General features: G+C 73.0%; 20 protein-coding genes. 2 read left to right on the top strand and 18 right to left on the bottom strand.

The window, feature by feature from the left end:
• Positions 1 to 58: 58 nt before the first annotated feature.
• From BGK67_RS07845 to BGK67_RS07870, 8 genes are all read right to left on the bottom strand, one after another.
• Positions 59 to 694, bottom strand: a complete 636-nt coding sequence (locus BGK67_RS07845) for a TetR/AcrR family transcriptional regulator (RefSeq protein ID WP_079154077.1) — start codon at positions 692 to 694, stop codon at positions 59 to 61.
• 166 nt (positions 695 to 860) lie between these two features.
• Complete coding sequence (locus tag BGK67_RS07850) at positions 861 to 1637, bottom strand: class I SAM-dependent methyltransferase (protein WP_069919301.1); 777 nt, start codon at positions 1635 to 1637, stop codon at positions 861 to 863.
• A gap of 32 nt (positions 1638 to 1669) precedes the next feature.
• The gene (locus BGK67_RS07855) at positions 1670 to 2698 is read right to left on the bottom strand and encodes an ABC transporter permease subunit (protein WP_069919304.1); all 1029 of its coding nucleotides are present in this window, start codon (positions 2696 to 2698) and stop codon (positions 1670 to 1672) included.
• Positions 2695 to 3609 (bottom strand): ABC transporter ATP-binding protein, encoded by a 915-nt coding sequence (locus BGK67_RS07860; protein ID WP_069919307.1) that lies wholly within the window; start codon positions 3607 to 3609, stop codon positions 2695 to 2697. Before BGK67_RS07860 ends, BGK67_RS07855 begins: the two co-directional genes overlap by 4 nt.
• Entirely contained in the window at positions 3606 to 3995 is a 390-nt protein-coding gene (locus tag BGK67_RS07865; RefSeq protein WP_069919310.1) for a GntR family transcriptional regulator, read from the bottom strand. Before BGK67_RS07865 ends, BGK67_RS07860 begins: the two co-directional genes overlap by 4 nt.
• A gap of 140 nt (positions 3996 to 4135) precedes the next feature.
• Complete coding sequence (locus tag BGK67_RS37455) at positions 4136 to 4288, bottom strand: SCO1431 family membrane protein (RefSeq protein ID WP_107488786.1); 153 nt, start codon at positions 4286 to 4288, stop codon at positions 4136 to 4138.
• Between the two features lie 141 nt (positions 4289 to 4429).
• Positions 4430 to 4576 (bottom strand): SPW repeat domain-containing protein, encoded by a 147-nt coding sequence (locus BGK67_RS36080; RefSeq protein ID WP_244291173.1) that lies wholly within the window; start codon positions 4574 to 4576, stop codon positions 4430 to 4432.
• Between the two features lie 8 nt (positions 4577 to 4584).
• Positions 4585 to 5937, bottom strand: a complete 1353-nt coding sequence (locus BGK67_RS07870) for a peptidase C39 family protein (RefSeq protein WP_069919313.1) — start codon at positions 5935 to 5937, stop codon at positions 4585 to 4587.
• A gap of 109 nt (positions 5938 to 6046) precedes the next feature.
• On the opposite strand from BGK67_RS07870, the gene BGK67_RS07875 reads away from it, so the two are divergent.
• Together BGK67_RS07875 and BGK67_RS07880 are read left to right on the top strand one after the other, a co-directional pair.
• Positions 6047 to 6682 (top strand): uridine kinase family protein, encoded by a 636-nt coding sequence (locus BGK67_RS07875; protein ID WP_069919316.1) that lies wholly within the window; start codon positions 6047 to 6049, stop codon positions 6680 to 6682.
• Between the two features lie 344 nt (positions 6683 to 7026).
• Positions 7027 to 8940 carry an AAA family ATPase gene (locus BGK67_RS07880; RefSeq protein ID WP_069923705.1) on the top strand — a complete coding sequence of 638 codons (1914 nt, stop codon included), beginning with the start codon at positions 7027 to 7029 and terminating at the stop codon, positions 8938 to 8940.
• Between the two features lie 130 nt (positions 8941 to 9070).
• Here BGK67_RS07880 and BGK67_RS07885 read toward each other — a convergent pair whose 3' ends face one another.
• From BGK67_RS07885 to ribD, 10 genes are all read right to left on the bottom strand, one after another.
• Positions 9071 to 10114 (bottom strand): hemolysin family protein, encoded by a 1044-nt coding sequence (locus tag BGK67_RS07885; RefSeq protein ID WP_069919319.1) that lies wholly within the window; start codon positions 10112 to 10114, stop codon positions 9071 to 9073.
• On the bottom strand, positions 10111 to 11574 hold the full coding sequence (locus BGK67_RS07890; protein WP_244291174.1) for a hemolysin family protein: 1464 nt from the start codon (positions 11572 to 11574) through the stop codon (positions 10111 to 10113). The genes BGK67_RS07885 and BGK67_RS07890 overlap by 4 nt, the downstream gene beginning before the upstream one ends.
• 200 nt (positions 11575 to 11774) lie before the next feature.
• Entirely contained in the window at positions 11775 to 12239 is a 465-nt protein-coding gene (locus tag BGK67_RS07895; RefSeq protein ID WP_069919321.1) for a PH domain-containing protein, read from the bottom strand.
• Positions 12240 to 12280: 41 nt separating this feature from the next.
• Entirely contained in the window at positions 12281 to 13129 is an 849-nt protein-coding gene (gene hisG / locus BGK67_RS07900; protein ID WP_069919323.1) for an ATP phosphoribosyltransferase, read from the bottom strand.
• 85 nt (positions 13130 to 13214) lie between these two features.
• Positions 13215 to 13493 carry a phosphoribosyl-ATP diphosphatase gene (locus tag BGK67_RS07905; RefSeq protein ID WP_069919326.1) on the bottom strand — a complete coding sequence of 93 codons (279 nt, stop codon included), beginning with the start codon at positions 13491 to 13493 and terminating at the stop codon, positions 13215 to 13217.
• Positions 13494 to 13528: 35 nt separating this feature from the next.
• Positions 13529 to 14014: a 6,7-dimethyl-8-ribityllumazine synthase gene (gene ribH, locus BGK67_RS07910; RefSeq protein ID WP_007262951.1), complete on the bottom strand. Its 486-nt coding sequence runs from the start codon at positions 14012 to 14014 to the stop codon at positions 13529 to 13531.
• Between the two features lie 73 nt (positions 14015 to 14087).
• Positions 14088 to 15389, bottom strand: coding sequence for a bifunctional 3,4-dihydroxy-2-butanone-4-phosphate synthase/GTP cyclohydrolase II (locus BGK67_RS07915; RefSeq protein ID WP_069919328.1), 1302 nt, complete (start codon positions 15387 to 15389; stop codon positions 14088 to 14090).
• Positions 15386 to 16039, bottom strand: coding sequence for a nicotinamide mononucleotide transporter family protein (locus tag BGK67_RS07920; protein WP_069919331.1), 654 nt, complete (start codon positions 16037 to 16039; stop codon positions 15386 to 15388). The genes BGK67_RS07915 and BGK67_RS07920 overlap by 4 nt, the downstream gene beginning before the upstream one ends.
• The gene (locus tag BGK67_RS07925; RefSeq protein WP_069919333.1) at positions 16036 to 16659 is read right to left on the bottom strand and encodes a riboflavin synthase; all 624 of its coding nucleotides are present in this window, start codon (positions 16657 to 16659) and stop codon (positions 16036 to 16038) included. The genes BGK67_RS07920 and BGK67_RS07925 overlap by 4 nt, the downstream gene beginning before the upstream one ends.
• Position 16660: 1 nt before the next feature.
• Positions 16661 to 17806 carry a bifunctional diaminohydroxyphosphoribosylaminopyrimidine deaminase/5-amino-6-(5-phosphoribosylamino)uracil reductase RibD gene (ribD, locus tag BGK67_RS07930; protein ID WP_069919335.1) on the bottom strand — a complete coding sequence of 382 codons (1146 nt, stop codon included), beginning with the start codon at positions 17804 to 17806 and terminating at the stop codon, positions 16661 to 16663.
• Between the last annotated feature and the right edge of the window lie 54 nt (positions 17807 to 17860).

Here is a 17860-nt window from a genome sequence, read left to right on the forward strand (position 1 = left end):
GCCCTCCCGGATCACGGAAGGGGCTGTTCAGCGGCTGCGGCGGGTTGAGTATGCCCGATCAGGGGCTCCCCGTCACCGGTGCAAGATCGTCTCGACGTCCGGCCGACTCCCCGGGGGTGGGCGGAGCGGGGCACTCCGGGACGAACTCCTCGATCACGTCCAGTGTGGTGCGCAGCTGGCGCACCAGGAGCGCGCCGAGCCGGGCCCGGTCGGGCTGACCGTCCGCGCCGGCGCCGAGGGCGCCGGTCCATTCCAGGGTGATCCCCTCGACGGAGGAGAGCCAGCCCACCAGTGCGAGCCGGGCGAGCGGCGGGACGGTGCGCCGGCCGTACGCACTTTCGGCGATGGTGGCGACCAGTTCCTCGCGGACGGCGTCGCGGATGGCCAGTACCTCGGCGTCGGAGCCGACGCCGCCGGTGACGATGGTTCGGTACGCGGCCCGGTGGTGCTCGGCGTAGGACAGGTAGCCGTCGATGGTGCGCCGGACCCGCTCGGCGGCCGGGAGGCCGGTCTCGCCGCCGGCGCGGGCGACGAGCTCGGCGACGGAGTCCTCGACGATGGCGAGGTAGTAGCCGCGCTTGCTCTTGAAGTAGTAGTAGATCAGTCCTTTTGCGACGCCCGCCTGCTTGGCGATGTCGTCCATGGAGAGGGCGTCGTACGAGGTGTCGGCGAACAACTTGCGCCCGGTCGCCATGAGTTCGTCCCTACGGACCCGAGAACGCCCGGTCTTACCCCGATGCTGACTACTCTTCACATTCGGCCCTGGACTCGAACTGCCGCCGGATGGCTGAAGTATGGCAGCCCCCGGCAGCAGTTCCCCCGCGGCCCCGCCGGTCCCCCGTAGGCGTACGCGCCGGCAGTCAGCCCGCCGTGACGCGGATCTTGGACTGGCCGTGTCCGAGCCGCTCCCAGTCGTCCATGAGGCGCGCCTTGAGTCCGTGCCGGGCGGCGAGGTCCACCAGGGTCTCGGTGCGGTAGTAGAAGTCCTCGCGCAGGACCTGGTGCTCGGCGCCCTCGGTGCGGTCGAAGGTGAAGTCGAACCAGCCGCCCGGGGCCAGTACGCGCTCCACGTGCGCCAGGCACTCGTCGATGATCCCGATCGGGGAGTGGGAGAAGACGCTGTGGGCGTGCACCACGTCGAAGTGGCGGTCGGGCAGGAAGTCCAGCGTGAGGTCCCGGGTGATGGTCAGGTGCGGCAGCTTGTCCTGCAGGCGCTGCCTGGTCAGGGTCTCCTTGGCGGAGATGAGGATGTCGGGCGAGATGTCGATGCCGTAGTAGTGGCCGGCGTCGAGGTGCTCGATGAAGCGCCAGCCGGCCCGCAGGTTGCCGCAGCCGATGTCGAGCATGCGGTGGGCGGGCGCGAGGCCGTGGCCGAGCAGGTAGTCGAACTGCATCTTGCCCAGGGCCAGCCAGCGGTCGTGGGTCTGGCTGCCGACGGCGGCCTCGGGGTTGCGGCCGGTGTCGGATGCCATGACGGCCCGGTAGTAGGACACGTGGTCGGGGTGCTTGTGGCGCAGCCAGGCGTCGCGGGCGGCGCGGCGGACGTAGGGGGCGATGCGGGTCGGGTTGCTCAGCGCGTAGCGGACCTTGTGGGTGACGCTGCCGCGGTCGGCTTGAAGGTTCTTCTTCGTGGCCATGAGGGGTCCCCTGTGGGTGGTGTGGAGGGAGTTCAGACGCCGGCGGCCGTTCTGGTCGTGGCGGTCGCGGGCCGCGCGGCGGTGGTGGTCGCGGCGGCGCGGGCCGTCGCGGCGGGGCGGCGCAGGACGTACAGGACCAGGGCCACCAGGACGGTGGCGAGGCCGAGGTAGAGCGCGGTCTCGATCCACTGGAAGGTCCAGAAGTCGCTGCTGGGATAGACCTTGTGGTAGCGGGCGACGAAGCCGTGCTCCGCCATGCACTGCCTGAGTTCCTCGCCGGAGGTCTGGCAGACGGGGGTGTTGATGTCGTGCTCGCGCCCGTCGCTCGTGAGGTAGCCGAACTCGCCGGTGGACCAGGCGCTGCCGACGGGCGTCTTGGGGGTCATGCCCGGGGTGATCCGGGTCTCCGGAGCGATCCAGCCGGTCCGCAGCGCCCGGGCGAGCAGGCCGGCCGTGCCGATCGCGGCGAAGGTGACGGCCATGGCGGGCAGGGTACGGCGGACCAGCAGGCCGATCGCCGTGCCGGCGGCGAGGCCGAACAGGGCGCAGGCCACGGAGGCGGGTCCGGTGGCGTTGTATATGTACGCGTCGTACCAGTAGAGCCCGTCCAGGGTGTTGGACACGGGCGCCCACCACCAGGCGACGAGGGCGGCGACGATGCCGGAGGCGAGCACGGCGAAGAGCGCGGCGAGGCCGAAGCGGGCGGCGAACCAGCGGCGGCCGCTGACGCCCTGGGTGAGCGCCAGCTTGAGGGTTCCGCTCTCCAGTTCGCGGCCCAACAGCGGGGCGCCCCAGAACACTCCGATGAGGGCGGGGAGGGCGAGGCCGAGGGTGCCGAGGGTTCTGATGGGGCCGGTGCTCGCGTCCAGGACCAGGAAGCTGCCCAGGCTCTCGCAGCCGCCGTTCCAGCCCTTGCAGGGGACGAAGCCGTAGTCGTCGATCAGCGTCGTCATCTCGGAGCGCGTGTACGCGGCCCAGGCCGCGACTCCCGCGAGCAGCACGAGGCCGGTGGTGATCATCGCTCGCTGCTGGCGCCAGGCCAGCCACAGGACGCCCTTCACGCGGCGGCCTCCGTACGGTCGGCGCGCGGGGCGCGCAGGTGGGCGAGCAACAGGTCCTCCAGAGTGGGGGTTTCGCTGATCCAGCGGTCCTCCTCGCCGGCGGCCGCGGCTGTGGCGGAGCCGCCGCGGACGAGGGCGGTGACCTGGCGTCCGGCGGTGACGGCGTGGACGACGGTGCTCCGGTCGAAGTCGTGGGGCAGGCCGTCGGGTTCGAGGGGGTGGGCGCGGCCGGTGATCCGGGTGTGCGCGGCTCGGAGTTCCTGGGCGTCGCCGGCGAGGCGTACGGCGCCGTCCTTGAGGAGCAGGACGTGGTCGCAGACGTCCTCCAGCTCGGACAGGACGTGCGAGGACATGAGGATGGTGACGCCGCGCTCGGCGGCCTCGGCCATCAGCAGGGCCGTGACGTCGTGCCGGGCGACGGGGTCGAGGTCGGCGAGGGGCTCGTCCAGGAGGAGGAGTTCGGCGCGTTTGCCGAGGGCGAGCGCGAGGGCCACGCGGGTCCGGTTTCCGCCGGAGAGGGAGCCGACGCGGGCGGTGAGGGAGATGCCCGCGGCTCGTACGAGGCGTTCGGCGAGGGCCTGGTCCCAGCCGCGGTTGAGTTCGCGCCCGAGCCGCAGGGTGTCCGCGACGGTGAACCGCGGGTGGAGCGGCTTCTCCTGGGCCAGGAAGGCCGTGCGGGCGCGGGCCTCGCGGGAGCCGGGGGCGTGGCCGAAGACCTGAATCCGCCCGGTGGTGGGGCGCAGCAGGCCGGCCGCGAGCTGGAGCAGGGTGCTCTTGCCGGCGCCGTTGGGGCCGACGAGGGCGGTGACGCGTCCGGCGGGAAGTTCGAGGTCGCAGTCGCTCAGGGCGCTGTGTCCGCGGAAGGCCCTGCCGAGGCGTGTCGCCCGGAGTGCGGCGGTGGGGTCGCTCACGTGGTGTCCTCTCTGAAGCTCGCGTCCACGGTGGCCGTGATGAGCGCGGTGATGTCCTCGCGGTCCAGGCCCGCCTCGCGCGCCCGGGCGGTCCAGGCCGCCAGTTCGAGGCGCAGCGGCGAGTCGGCCGCCGCCTCGGGGCGGGAGAGGGAGCGCCGTACGAAGGTGCCCGCACCGGGGCGTGGTTCGACGAGGCCTTCGCGCTCGAGCTCCCGGTAGGCCTTGAGGACGGTGTTGGGGTTGATCGCGGTGGCTTCGACCACCTCCCGGGCCGTGGGCAGCCGGTCGCCGGGTTCCAGTACGCCGAGCCGCAGCGCCTGTTTGACCTGGGTGACGAGCTGTAGGTAGGTGGCGACGCCGCTGCGTCGGTCGACCCGGAATTCCATGCTCTTCACCTCATTCCACTATCTGATTAGTGGAATAGTGCAGCCATGATCGTCCGGCGTCAAACAGCCCCGCCGTCCGGAGACGCGAAAACGCCCGTCACGGCGAACGTGACGGGCGCGCGGGGGGGTGCTGCGGGAAGTTACAGCCAGCCGACCTGGGTGACGAACATGGCCACGACCACGACGAGCGTCCAGCCGAGGACGTGCTCCAGCCAGGAGGAGTCTTCCTTGGGTCCGCCGGTGCGGACGAGGGTGCGGGCGGGGGCGTCGGCTGCGGCGCTGTGGGCTGTCATGGTGTCCAATGTGCCAGCGTTCGCACCCTTCGCGGTAGAGATGATGGTCACTGGTGGCGCGCGTCATGGCGCCGGACCGCGGCCGCCCGGGGCTGCCGGTGCGGCCGGGATCCGGCCGATGGGGTCCCTTCGGAGAGCCGGTCAGATCCGGGTCCCCCGGCTGCGGCCGGCCATCGCCGCCATCGCGAGGCCGAGGCACGGGGCGACGGCTCCGGTGATCACGTTGCTGACGACGGTGCGGGTGGTGTCCATCTCGCTCGCGAAGGCCCACGGAGCGATGATCGGCAAAGCGGCTCTCACAGGACTCCGACCGCCCGCAGGGCCGCGATCCGGGCCGGGTCCGGCAGGGCCGGGGCGTAGAGGTAGCAGACGCCTCCGGGTCCGGAGACCACCTTCCCGGCCGCGTTGTGGCGCTTGGACCGCAGCCAGACGTTCTCGAACTCGCGGCGCTTGTAGACGCGGCGTACGGAAGGGTTGTCGGGCGCGTGCGGGTCGTTGACGACGACGTCCCCGGCGGCCGTGAACCCGACGACGGTCATCAGGTGGCCCGCGGTGCCGTAGCCGGCGCCGGTGAGCTCCTCGGCGAGGAAGGACTGGGAGGTGACGGCCGGGATTCCGGCCCGGACCAGGTTCTCCAGGTCGGCGAGGGAGGCGAGGCGGGTGACGACGCCGGCGAGCCCGGGGTAGGTGGCGGCGTAGGCGGCGTTGAAGGACCAGTTGCCGCAGCCCTTGTAGGCGGCGTCATAGGTGGAGCGGGCCGCGTGGCACACCTGCGGGTCGGAGTAGCGCGGGTCGACCCAGGCCGTGTCGGCGGCGGCGGTCCGGTGACCCCAGAACTCGATGACCATCTGGGAGCAGGTGGGGCTGCACCAGGCCTCTCCCCCGTTGTCGTACTCGGGGTAGCGCCCCTTGTGGACCTCCTGGGAGTAGCGCGGGACCTTCAGTTCGTGGGCCCGCCCGCAGGGGGTGGAGGCGGGGACGGTGAACCGGTCGGGGACGTCGGAGACCATGGCGCCGGCCAGCCACACGGTGGGCCCGCGGTCGGCGCCGGGCCTGCGGTACAGGGTCAGGCGCAGTTGCCAGTCGGTGAGGCGCGGGCCGCCGGCCGGGGTGTCGACGGCCAGGGTGTCGGTCCAGACGGTGGACCGGCCGTCGGTCTGGCCGTCCACGGAGGTGCGGCGGATGTCGTCCTCGCCGCAGGCCCACCGGCCCATGACGTACCAGGGGGTGGCCGTGCCGTCGTCGTAGGTGGCCCGCAGTTCGATCCGGATCCAGCTGCCGGCGGGGGTGCGGGCGTTCCAGGAGGCGACGGCCTCCGTGGCGGGGACGGCCGAGCGGTGCACGGGGGAGGTCCAGGTGGCGTACTCCCAGACGCTCTTCCTGCCGGTGTGCGGGTCGGCGTACTCGGTCCGGCCGGCCGGGGCCTTGATCTCCAGGCCGGGGCGGGCACCGGCGACGGCGGCGGTGCCCTGGTGGGTGCCGGCCAGCCAGTGGGCGTAAGAGAACCAGAACCGGTTGTCGACGGTCCGGCCCGGGCCCCGGGGTGCGGGCGGGGCGGCCGCGGAGGCGCTGCCGCCGGAGACGGTGGCGGCGGTGGCGACGGCGAGGGCGGCGACCAGTACGGCCCTGCGCGGTGTCGGTGCGGTCATCGCGAGGTTCCCCCAGGGTGGGTCGGTGCTTCGGTGGCTTCACCCTTCCAGTTCCCGGCGGTCGCGGGCCGAAGCCGCACGTCGTGTCGGGCCTGTCTACGCTGGTCGGGTGGAGCCACACCTGTCACTCGAGTCCCTCGCGCGCGAGCTCCGCGCGCTTCCCCCGTCCCTCGGCCCGGTCCGGCTCGTCGGGATCGACGGGCACGCCGGCTCCGGGAAGAGCACCTTCGCCGGGCGGCTCGCGGAAGCGGCGGGCGGGGCTCCGGTGCTGCACCTGGACGAGGTGGCCACCCACGCGGAGCTGTTCGGCTGGCAGGAGCGGCTGCGGGCGCAGGTGCTGGAGCCGCTGGGTGCCGGCCGGCCCGCGCACTGGACCCCGTACAACTGGGTGGAGCGGTGCTTCGGGCCGGAGCGGGTGCTGGAGGCGGCGCCGGTGGTCCTGGTCGAGGGGGTGGGAGCCGGACGGCGGGCCCTGCGCCCGCATCTGGCGCGGCTGCTGTGGATGGAGACGCCGCGCGAGCAGTCCTGGGGGCGGGGGCGAAACCGGGACGGGCGTGAACTTTCCGATTTCTGGGACGGATGGGAGCGCGCGGAGCTCGCGCACTTCTCCGACGACCCTTCGCGCCCCTTCGCGGACACCCTGGTACGCCAGAGCGGTACGGGATACGAGTGGTCTTCCGGGACGGGTGCGACCGCCCGAACACCCGCTTCCCTCACCGAGGGTGACGGACTCCCCCGGGCCTGAGCCGTCCCGGAACCCCGCTCCGCCGGGGCTCCACCGACCTGCTTGACCGGGGGCCCGCACCGGCCTTACGTTCTCAATGCGGGGCCTTACCGGCCTCCGCGCACACGAAGCCCCCGATCGTTCCCCCGTGATCGGGGGCTTCGTCCTGCCCCCGGCCACCCCCGCACCTTCACCCAGAGTCACCGGGCGGGCTCGGGACGCACACCCATCCGGCCCCCACGCACCCTACGTAAGGTGCGAAACCGCAGGTACGATGCAGCCCTGATTTCATCGGCGCTGGGACAACTCGCGCACTGGACGCGGGGTTTGCCGCGCACCACGGGGGCAGGCTTGTGGGGGACGTGATGGATTTCGGCACGCCGGGCAGCACGCACGCCCCGGCCGAACTCGCCTGGCTGCGCGGGGTCGACGCCTGCACCGTGGGCGCCTATCCGCAGGCCGAGGAGGAGTTCCGGGCGGCCGTACGACTCGATCCCACGATGGCCGACGCCTGGCTGGGTCTGCACGCGCTGCGGGTCGACACCACCGACGCGTTATTGCGCATGTACGCGCACCGGGACCGCTTCGGGGAGCAACGGGCCCGGCACCGGCGGACCCTGAACTCCTGGTACTGGCTGGGCTGGTGGGTGCAGCCGGTGCTGGAGAGCCGCCGGGACCTGCTGCTGGCCCACGCCTCGCACTGGCTGGACGGCCGCCACGTCCCCGAGCTGGACCAGGCGCTGGCCGCCCTGCCGCCGGTGGACGCCGATCCGCAGGTACGGTTCCTGCACGCCTGCCGGGCCTACCTGGTCAAGGACTGGGAGCAGCTGGTCCGGCACACCGAGCCGCTGGTGGACGATCCGCTGCTGGGCATCGAGGCGGGTCTGTTCGGCGGGATGGCCCGGGTCCGGCTGGAGATGTACGGGCAGGCGGAGCCGCTGCTGTCGGCGGCGCTGATGCGCTGCCGCAGCGAGCAGCCGCAGCGCAAGGAGCTGCGGTACTGGCTGGCGCGGGCCCATGAGGGGACCGGGCGCAGCGCGGCGGCGCTGCCGCTGTACCGGGCGGTGCACCGGGTGGACCCGGCGTTCATGGACACCGCGGCCCGGCTGACGGCCATCGAGGACGGCGACGACACCGACGGCATGGCCGGGATGGCCGGGTACTCCGGGTTCGGGAGCTGCGGCCGGCACGGTCCGCCGCCGGCGGGCGGGGACCTCGCGGCGGTCGCGCTGAGCGGGAGCGGGCCCGTCCAGGACATCGCCGCGGACGGCCAGGCGGAGCCCGATCCGCTGGGTGCGGCGACGCCCCCCGCGGGCCGGGTGGAGGGGGTGCGGCGCAAGGTGGCGGTGCCGCCGCAGGGCGCCCCCGTCGGGCTGCCGGCCGGTCCGGCCGACCCGGAGGCGCTCGCCGAGGCGCTGGCCGAGCTGGAGCGGATGGTGGGGCTGGAGCCGGTCAAACGGCAGGTGAAGGCGCTGTCCGCGCAGCTGCACATGGCACGGCTGCGGGCCGGTCAGGGGCTGCCGGTGCAGCCGCCGAAGCGGCACTTCGTCTTCTCCGGGCCGTCGGGTACGGGCAAGACGACGGTGGCCCGGATCCTGGGGCGGGTGTTCTACGCGCTGGGGCTGCTGGGCGGCGATCATCTGGTGGAGGCGCAACGGGCGGACCTGGTGGGCGAGTTCCTCGGGCAGACCGCGGTGAAGGCGAACGAGCTGATCGATTCGGCGATCGGCGGGGTGCTGTTCGTGGACGAGGCGTACTCGCTGTCCAACTCGGGTTACAGCAAGGGCGACGCGTACGGGGACGAGGCCCTGCAGGTGCTGCTGAAGCGGGCCGAGGACAACCGGGACCACCTGGTGGTGATCCTGGCGGGCTATCCGGCCGGGATGGACCGGCTGCTGTCCGCCAATCCGGGGCTGTCCTCGCGGTTCACCTCCCGGGTGGACTTCCCCAGCTACCGGCCGCTGGAGCTGACCGCGATCGGCGGGGTGCTGGCGGACGCGAACGGGGACCGGTGGGACGAGGAGGCGCTGGAGGAGCTGCGCAGCATCAGCGGGCACGTGGTCGAGCAGGGGTGGATCGACGAGCTCGGGAACGGCCGGTTCCTGCGGACGCTGTACGAGAAGAGCTGCGCGTACCGGGACCTGCGGCTGGCCGGGTTCGCGGGGGATCCGTCCCGTGACGACCTCGCGACGCTGCGGCTGCCGGACCTGATGCAGGCGTACGGGGAGGTCCTGTCCGGCCGCGGCCCGCAGGAACGGCCGGAGCCGCCGCCGCTGTGACCCCGGCGGGCCGGCGGGCCCCCGGCTCCCGCTGGGCGGCGCCTACGGACCCCGAACGCCGGCGGGGCTGAGAATTCAGCCCCGCCGGCGTGCGAGGCGCGGGTCCGGGGGCGGCGCCGTGCGGCAGCGGCTACGCGCCCCGCACGTACGCGCGGTGCGCGGGGTCGCGGACTTCGCCGACCAGCATTTCCAGGACGTCCTCCATCGCGACCAGGCCGAGTACCCGGCCCGCCGGATCGGCGACCTGCGCCAGATGGGTGGCGTCGCGGCGCATGACGCTGAGGGCGTCGTCGAGCGGGAGGGTGGCCGACAGGGTCGGCATCCGGCGCCACACGCGCTGCGGCACGGCCCGCTCCCGCTCCTCCAGGTCCAGGACGTCCTTCACGTGCAGGTAGCCCATGAAGGCGCCGCCGGCGGAGCGGACGGGGAAGCGGGAATAGCCGGTGCGGACCGTCAGCTGCTCGATCTGCCGGGGGGTCACGGACGGGCCGACCGTGACCAGGCGGCCCGGCGGCAGGAGCACGTCGGTGACCTGGCGGCTGCCCAGTTCGAGGGCGTCCTCCAGGCGTTCCTGCTCGCCGGGTTCGAGGAGGCCCGCCTGCCGGGAGTCCTCGACCAGACGGCCCAGTTGGGCACGGGTGTAGACGGCCTCGACCTCGTCCTTCGGCTCGACCTTGAACAGCCGCAGGACCAGCGTGGCGCAGGTGCCCAGCGCGGCGGTGACCGGGCCGCACAGCCGGGCGAAGGCGACCAGGCCGGGGCTGAACCACAGGGCGGTCTTCTCGGGGGCTGCCATGGCGAGGTTCTTGGGGACCATCTCGCCGATGACCAGGTGCAGGAAGACCACGGCGGCGAGCGCGAAGGCGTAGCCGAGGGGGTGGATCAGGCCTTGCGGTACGTGGACGGCGTGGAAGACGGGCTCCAGCAGCCGGGCCACGGTGGGTTCGGCGACCGCGCCGAGGGTGAGCGAGCAGACGGTGATGCCGAACTGGGCGGCGGCCATCATGCGGGGCAGGTTCTCCAGGCCGTGGAGCACCTGGCGGGCCCGCTTGGAGCTCGCCGCGAGCGGCTCGATCTGGCTGCGGCGCACGGAGACGAGGGCGAACTCGGCGCCGACGAAGAAGCCGTTGGCGAGGACGAGGAGGAGGGCGAAGAGGAGTTGGAGGACGTTCATCGGGCAGCGCCCTCCAGCTGGGCCGGCTGCGGGGCCGGGTCGCGGGGGTGGGCGTGCCCGCCGTGGCCGGGGTCGGCGTGCCCCGCGTGGCCGCCGGCGGCGGCGCGGACGGGCAGCGGAGCCGCCGGGTAGGAGCCCGCCGCGGGAACCGCCGCGAGCCGGACCAGCCGGACCCGCTCGGCGCGGTTGCGGCCGACCTGGCGCACGGACAGCCGCCAGCCGGGGAGCTCCGCGCGGTCCCCGGGGGCGGGGATCCGGCCGAGGAGGTCCGCGACGAGGCCGGCGACGGTCTCGTACGGGCCTTCGGGCACCTCCAGGCCTATGCGGCGCAGGGTCTGCACCCGGCAGCTGCCGTCGGCCTCCCAGGAGGGGCGGCCGTCCTCGGCGGCGACGGCGGCCAGCTCGGGCCGGGCGTCCTCCGCGAGGTCGTGCTCGTCGCGGACCTCTCCGACGAGTTCCTCCACGATGTCCTCGAGGGTGACCACGCCGGCGGTGCCGCCGTACTCGTCGACGACCACGGCCATCGGCTGTTCGCTGCGCAGCCGCTCCAGCAGCGGCTGCACCGGCAGGGAGCCGGGCACCAGCAGCGGGGCGACGCTGATCCGGCCCACGGCGGTGCGGGCGCGCTCCGGCTCGGGCACGGCGAGGGCGTCCTTGAGGTGGACCACACCGGTGATCTCGTCGATGCGGTCGCGGTAGACCGGGAAGCGGGACAGGCCCGTGGCGCGGGTCAGGTTGAGCACGTCGGCCGCGGTGGCCGTGTGCATCAGGGCGCTGACCTTCACGCGGGGGGTCATGACGTGCTGGGCCGTGAGCCCGCCCAGCGAGAGGGTCCGTACGAAGAGGTCGGCGGTGTCCTGTTCGAGGGCGCCGGCCTGGGCCGAATGGCGGACCAGGGAGACCAGTTCGCCGGGGGTGCGGGCGGAGGCCATCTCCTCGGTCGGCTCCACGCCGAGCGCCCGTACCAGGCGGTTGGCGACGGCGTTGAGGCCGGCGATGACCGGCCGGAAGACGCGGGAGAAGGCGTTCTGGGGGCCGGCGACGAAGCGGGCGACCTGGAGCGGCCGCGAGACCGCCCAGTTCTTCGGGACGAGCTCGCCGACGACCATCTGGACGGCGGAGGCGAGCAGCATGCCGATGACCACGGCGACGCCGGAGGCGGCTCCCCCGGAGAGGCCGGTCGCGACGAGCGGCCCGGCCAGCAGCGCGGCCAGGGCGGGTTCGGCGAGCATGCCGACCACGAGGGAGGTGATGGTGATGCCGAGCTGGGTGCCGGAGAGCTGGAAGGACAGCTCCCGCAGGGCCTCGACCACCGTGCGGGCACGGCGGTCACCCTCGGCGGCGGCGCGCTCGGCCTCGGGCTTCTCCACGGTGACGAGCCCGAATTCGGCTGCCACGAAGAAACCGTTGGCGAGGATCAGGACGAAAGCAGCGCCGAGCAGGAGTAGCGGGATGGTCATGCCGCCGCCTCCGTGGGGAGGGCGGCGCGGATATTACCGGACGATCCGTCCATTGCTGGAGGGAGTCACTCCTCGAGTCGCAGGGTGCCCAGGCCCCGGGGGTCCCGGGACAGGTGGGAGGGCGCACGGCTGCGCCCCGCCACCAGGGTAGTCATTGAGATCGCGGCCGCAACGGTACGCGGCCACGAGGTTCGGCGTGCTCAGTGGTCGGTTGCGCCGGTGCCCCTGGCTTCGGCGAGGGCGCGCAGGGCGCGGGCGTCGCCGACCGCCTGGGCGCGGGCGACGCCGGGCTGGATGCCGAGGGCGGGCAGGCTGGTGCCGTCGCTGAGGTCGAGGAAGACCCAGGGGTCGCCCGGGCGGAGGTTGACGCGCAGGATCTGCGCCCACTCCAGGCGGCGGGTGCTGGTGAGGTTGACGACGGTGACCCCGTCCTCGTCCGCGACCACCTTGGGGCGGCTGAGCAGGACGAGGACGGAGGTCAGCAGGACCGCGGTGAAGACGAAGCTGATCCGCTCCCCCGCGCTGAGGGTCTCCAGCAGGAAGGCGACCGCCGTGATGGTGGCGAACATGGCGAGCCCGACGCTCAGCAGGACGGCCCGGGTGCGGGTCGGCCGGAAGGTGACCGGCAGGGCGGGCGGTGCGGGCTGGGCGGCGGGCTCGGTCATGGTGTGCGCTCGGTTCTGCGGGAGGTTCCGCGAGGAGGGGGTCAGAGGCGGCAGGCGTGGATCGAGGTGGTGAGGATCGCGCGCGCGCCGAGTTCGTACAGGTCGTCCATGATCCGCTGGGCCTCCTTGGCGGGGACCATGGCACGGACGGCGACCCAGCCCTCGTTGTGCAGCGGGGAGACGGTCGGCGACTCCAGGCCCGGGGTCAGGGCGACGGCGCGCTCCAGGTGCTCGGCGCGGCAGTCGTAGTCCATCATCACGTAGCTGCGGGCCACCAGGACGCCCTGGAGGCGGCGCAGGAACTGCTGGGCGCGCGGGTCGTCGGGGTCGGTCTGGCTGCCGCGGACGACGACGGCCTCGGAGGTGAGGATCGGCTCGCCGATGACCTCGAGGCCGGCGTTGCGCAGGCTGGTGCCGGTCTCGACGACGTCCGCGATGATCTGGGCGACGCCGAGCTGGATGGCGGTCTCGACCGCGCCGTCGAGGTGCACGACGGAGGCGTCGATGCCCTTCTCGGCGAGGTGCTTGGCCACGATTCCCTCGTACGAGGTGGCGATGGTCATCCCGTGGAAGTCCTCGGGGCCCTTCGCGGTGCCGGGGAGGGTGGCGTAGCGGAAGGTGGACCGGCCGAAGTTCAGCGCCAGGATCTCCTCGGCGCTGGCGCCCGAGTCGAGCAGCAGGTCGCGGCCGGTGATGCCGATGTCGAGGCGGCCCGAGGAGACGTAGATCGCGATGTCCTTGGGGCGGAGGTAGAAGAACTCCACCTCGTTCTCGGGGTCGACGACCACGAGCTCCTTGGACTCCTTGCGCATCCGGTAGCCGGCCTCATGGAGCATCGCCGACGCCGGTCCGGAGAGTGAACCCTTGTTGGGGACGGCGATGCGCAGCATGGGGCTTCCTTCGGTGCGTGGGTACGCGGATCAACGGATGGGGAATGCGGGTGGGGCGGCGCGCCGGAGGGCGGCGCGGCGCCGGTCAGAGGTGGGCGTAGACGTCGTCGAGGGAGATCCCGCGCGCCACCATCATCACCTGGACGTGGTACAGCAGCTGCGAGATCTCCTCGGCGGCGGCTTCCTTGCCCTCGTACTCGGCGGCCATCCAGACTTCGGCGGCCTCTTCGACGACCTTCTTGCCGATGGCATGGACGCCCTTGCCGACGAGCTCGGCGGTACGGGAGGTGCTGGGGTCGCCGTGTGCCTTGCCCTGGAGCTCGGTGAAGAGCTCTTCGAAGGTCTTGGAGGGTGTGTTCGCCATGATGGTCCTCAGAATACGGGGTTCTGCCACGCCACTCAGCGCCAGGGTTCGCTGACCGTCCGCAGGGTCATGGCGGTGGAGACGGCGGCGGTGACCGCTTCGTGCCCCTTGTCCTCGTTCGACCCCTCGAGGCCGGCGCGGTCCAGCGCCTGCTCGTCGTTGTCACAGGTCAGGACGCCGAAGCCGACGGGGACTCCGGTGTCGATCGACACCTGCACCAGGCCCTGGGTGACGCCCTGGCAGACGTAGTCGAAGTGCGGGGTGCCGCCGCGGATGACCACGCCGAGGGCGACAATGGCATCGTATCCGCGACCGGCGAGCACCTTGGCCACGACCGGGAGCTCGAAGCTGCCGGGGACGCGCAGCAGGGTCGGCTCGTCGATGCCCAGCTCGTGCAGGGCCCGCAGGGCGCCGTCGACCAGCCCGTCCATGACCTTCTCGTGCCACTGGGCGGCGATCACCGCGACTCGCAGGTCTCCGCAGTTCTTCACGCTCAGTTCGGGTGCGCCCTTGCCGCTCACAGCTCTGCTCCTCGGTGGTTCGTGTTCGGGGTGGTGGTGAAGGGGGTGACGGGTGGTGCCTGAGTTGCCGGTGTTACTGGTTTCCGCAGGTGGCGGAGGTGACCGCGACCCCGTCCAGCCAGGGGAGGTCGTGGCCCATCCGGTCCCGCTTGGTGCGCAGGTACCGCAGATTGTGCTCGCCCGCCTCGACCGGCATGGCCTCCCGGCCGGAGACCTCGATGCCGTGCCGTACGAGGGCGGCGGCCTTGTCGGGGTTGTTGGTCAGCAGCCGGACGCTGCGCACGCCGAGGTCGGCGAGGATCTGGGCGCCGGCCCCGTAGTCGCGGGCGTCGGCGGGCAGGCCCAGTTCCAGGTTGGCGTCGAGGGTGTCGCGGCCGCGCTCCTGGAGTTCGTACGCGCGCAGCTTGGACAGCAGCCCGATGCCTCGGCCCTCGTGGCCGCGCAGGTAGACGACGATCCCGCGGCCCTCGGCCTGGATGCGCCGCATGGAGGCGTGCAGCTGGGGGCCGCAGTCGCAGCGCTGGGAGGCGAAGATGTCGCCGGTCAGGCATTCGGAGTGCATCCGGACGAGGACGTCGCTGCCGTCGCCCGTCTCGCCGTGGACGAGGGCGACGTGCTCGACCCCGTCGACGGTGGAGCGGAAGCCGTAGGCGGTGAACGCGCCGAAGGCGGTCGGCAGGCTGACCTCGGCCTCGCGGCGCACGGTCGGCTCGCTGGAGCGGCGGTAGGCGATCAGGTCCTCGATGGAGATGATCGTCAGGCCGTGCTTGCGGGCGAAGGGGATCAGCTCGGGCAGGCGCAGCATGACGCCGTCCTCGCCGGCGATCTCCACGATGGCGCCGGCCGGGCGCAGGCCGGCGAGGCGGGCGAGGTCGACGGCGGCCTCGGTGTGGCCGTTGCGGACCAGGACGCCGCCGGGCTTGGCGCGCAGCGGGAAGACGTGGCCGGGGCGTACGAAGTCGCCGGGCTCGCAGGCCCCGTCGGCGAGGAGCCGCAGGGTGGTGGCGCGGTCGGCCGCCGAGATGCCGGTGCTGACGCCGTGGGCGGCGCTCGCGTCGACGGAGACGGTGAAGGCGGTCCCCATCGACTCGGTGTTGTTCCGGACCATCTGGGGGAGCTCGAGCCGGTCCAGCTCGGGACCCTCCATCGGGGCGCAGATCAGGCCGCGGCACTCGCTCATCATGAAGGCGATGATCTCGGGGGTGGCCTTCTCGGCGGCGATGACGAGGTCGCCCTCGTTCTCGCGGTCCTCGTCGTCGACGACCACGATCGGGCGGCCCGCGGCGATGTCGCGGATGGCCTGTTCGACGGGGTCGAGGCGGAAGGGCTCGTCGAAGCTCTCGGGGACGGCGGGCACGGGCTTGAGGCTGGTCATGCCGTTGCTCCTTCCATGGCCGGGGCGGGAGTGGTGCGCGAGCGCTGGTACCAGTCGTAGGCGCCCCACAGCACGAGGGCGAAGTACACGACGTAGACGAGGCCGGAGAAGGCCAGGCCGTTGTTGAAGGCGAGGGGGACGCCGACCAGGTCGACGAGGAGCCAGGCGAACCAGAACTCGACGAGGCCGCGGGCCTGGGCGACCATCGCCACGAGGGTGCCGACGAAGATGTAGGCGTCCGCCCACGGGCTCCAGGACAGGTGCGGGAAGGCCGTGAAGAGGCCCCCGACGGCGAGGGTGCCGAGCGCCGCGCCGGCCAGGAGCAGTCCGCGTTCCTTCCAGGTGGCGGTGCGTACGGCGATGGAGCCGTCCTGGGCCTGCTGCCGGCCGCGCTGCCAGGCGCGCCAGCCCCACACGGCCACGCCGATGACCAGGAGCTGCTTGCCGACGCCGCCGGAGAGGTGGGCGGAGGCGTAGGCGGCGATGAGGATCAGGCCGGAGAGGAGCTGGGCGGGCCAGGTCCATATGGAACGGCGCCAGCCGAGGGCGAGGGCGGCCAGGCCCATCAGGTTGCCGATCATGTCGGACCAGATGACCTTCTGGCCAAAGACGGTGAAGGCCTCGGCGTTGAGCCAGGTCAGGGCGCTCACTGCTCGGCTCCCGTCGGGCGCAGCGGGTTCACGCCGGCGGCGAGCAGGCGCTCGACGTACTTGGCGAGGACGTCGACCTCGAGGTTGACCGGGTCGCCGGGCTGCTTGATGCCCAGGGTGGTCAGCGCGAGGGTGGTGGGGATGAGGCTGATGGTGAACCAGTCGGCGGCGGCCTCGACCACGGTGAGGCTGACGCCGTCGACCGTGATGGAGCCCTTCTCGACGACGTAGCGGGAGAGGTTCTCCGGGAGGGCGACCTTGACGATCTCCCAGTGCTCCGAGGGGGTGCGGGAGATGATCTCGCCGGTGCCGTCCACGTGTCCCTGGACCAGGTGTCCGCCGAGCCGGCCGCCGAGGGCCATCGGGCGCTCGAGGTTGACGCGGGAGCCCTTGGCCAGGGCACCGAGGCTGGACCGGTTGAGGGTCTCCTGCATGACGTCGGCGGTGAACTCGCCGTCTGCGGTGTCCACGACGGTCAGGCAGACGCCGTTGACGGCGATGGAGTCGCCGTGCTTGGCGTCCTCGGTGACGAGGGGGCCGCGCAGGCGGAAGCGGGAGGCTTCCTCGAGCTGCTCGACCTCGGCGACCTCGCCCAGTTCTTCGACGATTCCGGTGAACACTTCAGCGCTCCTTGAGGGCTGTGGGGACGGAGGTGGCCGTGGGGACGGCGGTGATGCGGATGTCGGTGCCGATGCGGACGGTCTCGGTGATCCGGAGCCGCAGCGCGTCGGTGAGGGTGGCGATACCGGCGTCGGCGAGGGCGGCGGGGCCCGCGCCGAGGAGGACCGGGGCGAGGTAGCCGACGACCTTGTCGACGGCGCCCGCGGCGACGAAGGCGCCGGCCAGGGTCGGTCCGCCTTCGAGCAGGACGGAGCGGACGCCGCGCCGGTGCAGTTCGCCGAGGAGGGCGTCCACGCGGATGCCGTCCTCGTCCGCGGGGAGCCGGGTGAGCTCGACGCCCGTGAGGTGGCGGGTGTCGGCTTCCGCGGCGACGGCGATCAGGGTGGGGGCGGCCCCGTCCAGGACGCGGGCGCCGGGCCGGACGGTGGCGCGGGTGTCGAGGACGACGCGCAGCGGCTGGACGGCTCCCTCGATGCTGCGGACGGCGAGGTGCGGGTCGTCGGCGCGCAGGGTGCCGGAGCCGACGACGACGGCGTCGGACTCGGCGCGCAGCCGGTGGACGTCGGCACGGGACTCCGGGGAGCTGATCCAGCGGCTGGTGCCGTCTGCCGCGGCGATGCGCCCGTCGAGGGTGGCGGCGTACTTCCACAGGACGTACGGGCGGCCCGTCCGTACGGAGGTCAGCCAGGCGGCGTTGCCCGCTTCGGCCTCGTCGGCGAGGAGCCCGGCCTCCACGGTGACGCCGGCCTCGCGCAGGGTGTCGGCGCCGCCGCGGGCCTGCGGGTTCGGGTCGGAGACCGCGTGGACCACGCGGGTGATCCCGGCCTCGATGAGGGCGCGGGCGCAGGGGCCCGTGCGGCCGGTGTGGTTGCAGGGCTCCAGGGTGACGTAGGCGGTGCCGCCGCGGGCTGCTCCGCCGGCCGCGCGCAGGGCGTGGACCTCGGCGTGCGGGCCGCCGGCCCGTTCGTGCCAGCCTTCGCCGACGACGGCGCCCGAGGCGTCGGTGACGACGCAGCCGACGACGGGGTTGGGGCTGGTGGAGCCGAGGCCGCGGGCGGCGAGCTCGACGGCTCGGCGCATGGCGCGGGTGTCCGCGTCGGGTGCTGCGTGCGCGGCGTGTGTCGCCACCGGGTCCTCCTGCCTCATCGGGCACGGACTCCGGGGCCTGTCGGGATACGACAGATGAAGCGGTACAGCGCA

This window comes from Streptomyces subrutilus (genome assembly GCF_001746425.1).
Taxonomy (GTDB): domain Bacteria; phylum Actinomycetota; class Actinomycetes; order Streptomycetales; family Streptomycetaceae; genus Streptomyces; species Streptomyces subrutilus_A.

What these genes read in the sequence shown, in the direction of transcription:
- BGK67_RS07845 (WP_079154077.1), bottom strand. Translation starts at nt 694, where the DNA reads ATGGCGACCGGGCGCAAGTTGTTCGCCGACACCTCGTACGACGCCCTC.
- BGK67_RS07850 (WP_069919301.1), bottom strand. Translation starts at nt 1,637, where the DNA reads ATGGCCACGAAGAAGAACCTTCAAGCCGACCGCGGCAGCGTCACCCAC.
- BGK67_RS07865 (WP_069919310.1), bottom strand. Translation starts at nt 3,995, where the DNA reads ATGGAATTCCGGGTCGACCGACGCAGCGGCGTCGCCACCTACCTACAG.
- BGK67_RS37455 (WP_107488786.1), bottom strand. Translation starts at nt 4,288, where the DNA reads ATGACAGCCCACAGCGCCGCAGCCGACGCCCCCGCCCGCACCCTCGTC.
- BGK67_RS07870 (WP_069919313.1), bottom strand. Translation starts at nt 5,937, where the DNA reads ATGACCGCACCGACACCGCGCAGGGCCGTACTGGTCGCCGCCCTCGCC.
- BGK67_RS07880 (WP_069923705.1), top strand. Translation starts at nt 7,027, where the DNA reads ATGGATTTCGGCACGCCGGGCAGCACGCACGCCCCGGCCGAACTCGCC.
- BGK67_RS07885 (WP_069919319.1), bottom strand. Translation starts at nt 10,114, where the DNA reads ATGAACGTCCTCCAACTCCTCTTCGCCCTCCTCCTCGTCCTCGCCAAC.
- BGK67_RS07890 (WP_244291174.1), bottom strand. Translation starts at nt 11,574, where the DNA reads ATGACCATCCCGCTACTCCTGCTCGGCGCTGCTTTCGTCCTGATCCTC.
- BGK67_RS07895 (WP_069919321.1), bottom strand. Translation starts at nt 12,239, where the DNA reads ATGACCGAGCCCGCCGCCCAGCCCGCACCGCCCGCCCTGCCGGTCACC.
- hisG (WP_069919323.1), bottom strand. Translation starts at nt 13,129, where the DNA reads ATGCTGCGCATCGCCGTCCCCAACAAGGGTTCACTCTCCGGACCGGCG.
- BGK67_RS07905 (WP_069919326.1), bottom strand. Translation starts at nt 13,493, where the DNA reads ATGGCGAACACACCCTCCAAGACCTTCGAAGAGCTCTTCACCGAGCTC.
- BGK67_RS07915 (WP_069919328.1), bottom strand. Translation starts at nt 15,389, where the DNA reads ATGACCAGCCTCAAGCCCGTGCCCGCCGTCCCCGAGAGCTTCGACGAG.
- ribD (WP_069919335.1), bottom strand. Translation starts at nt 17,806, where the DNA reads ATGAGGCAGGAGGACCCGGTGGCGACACACGCCGCGCACGCAGCACCC.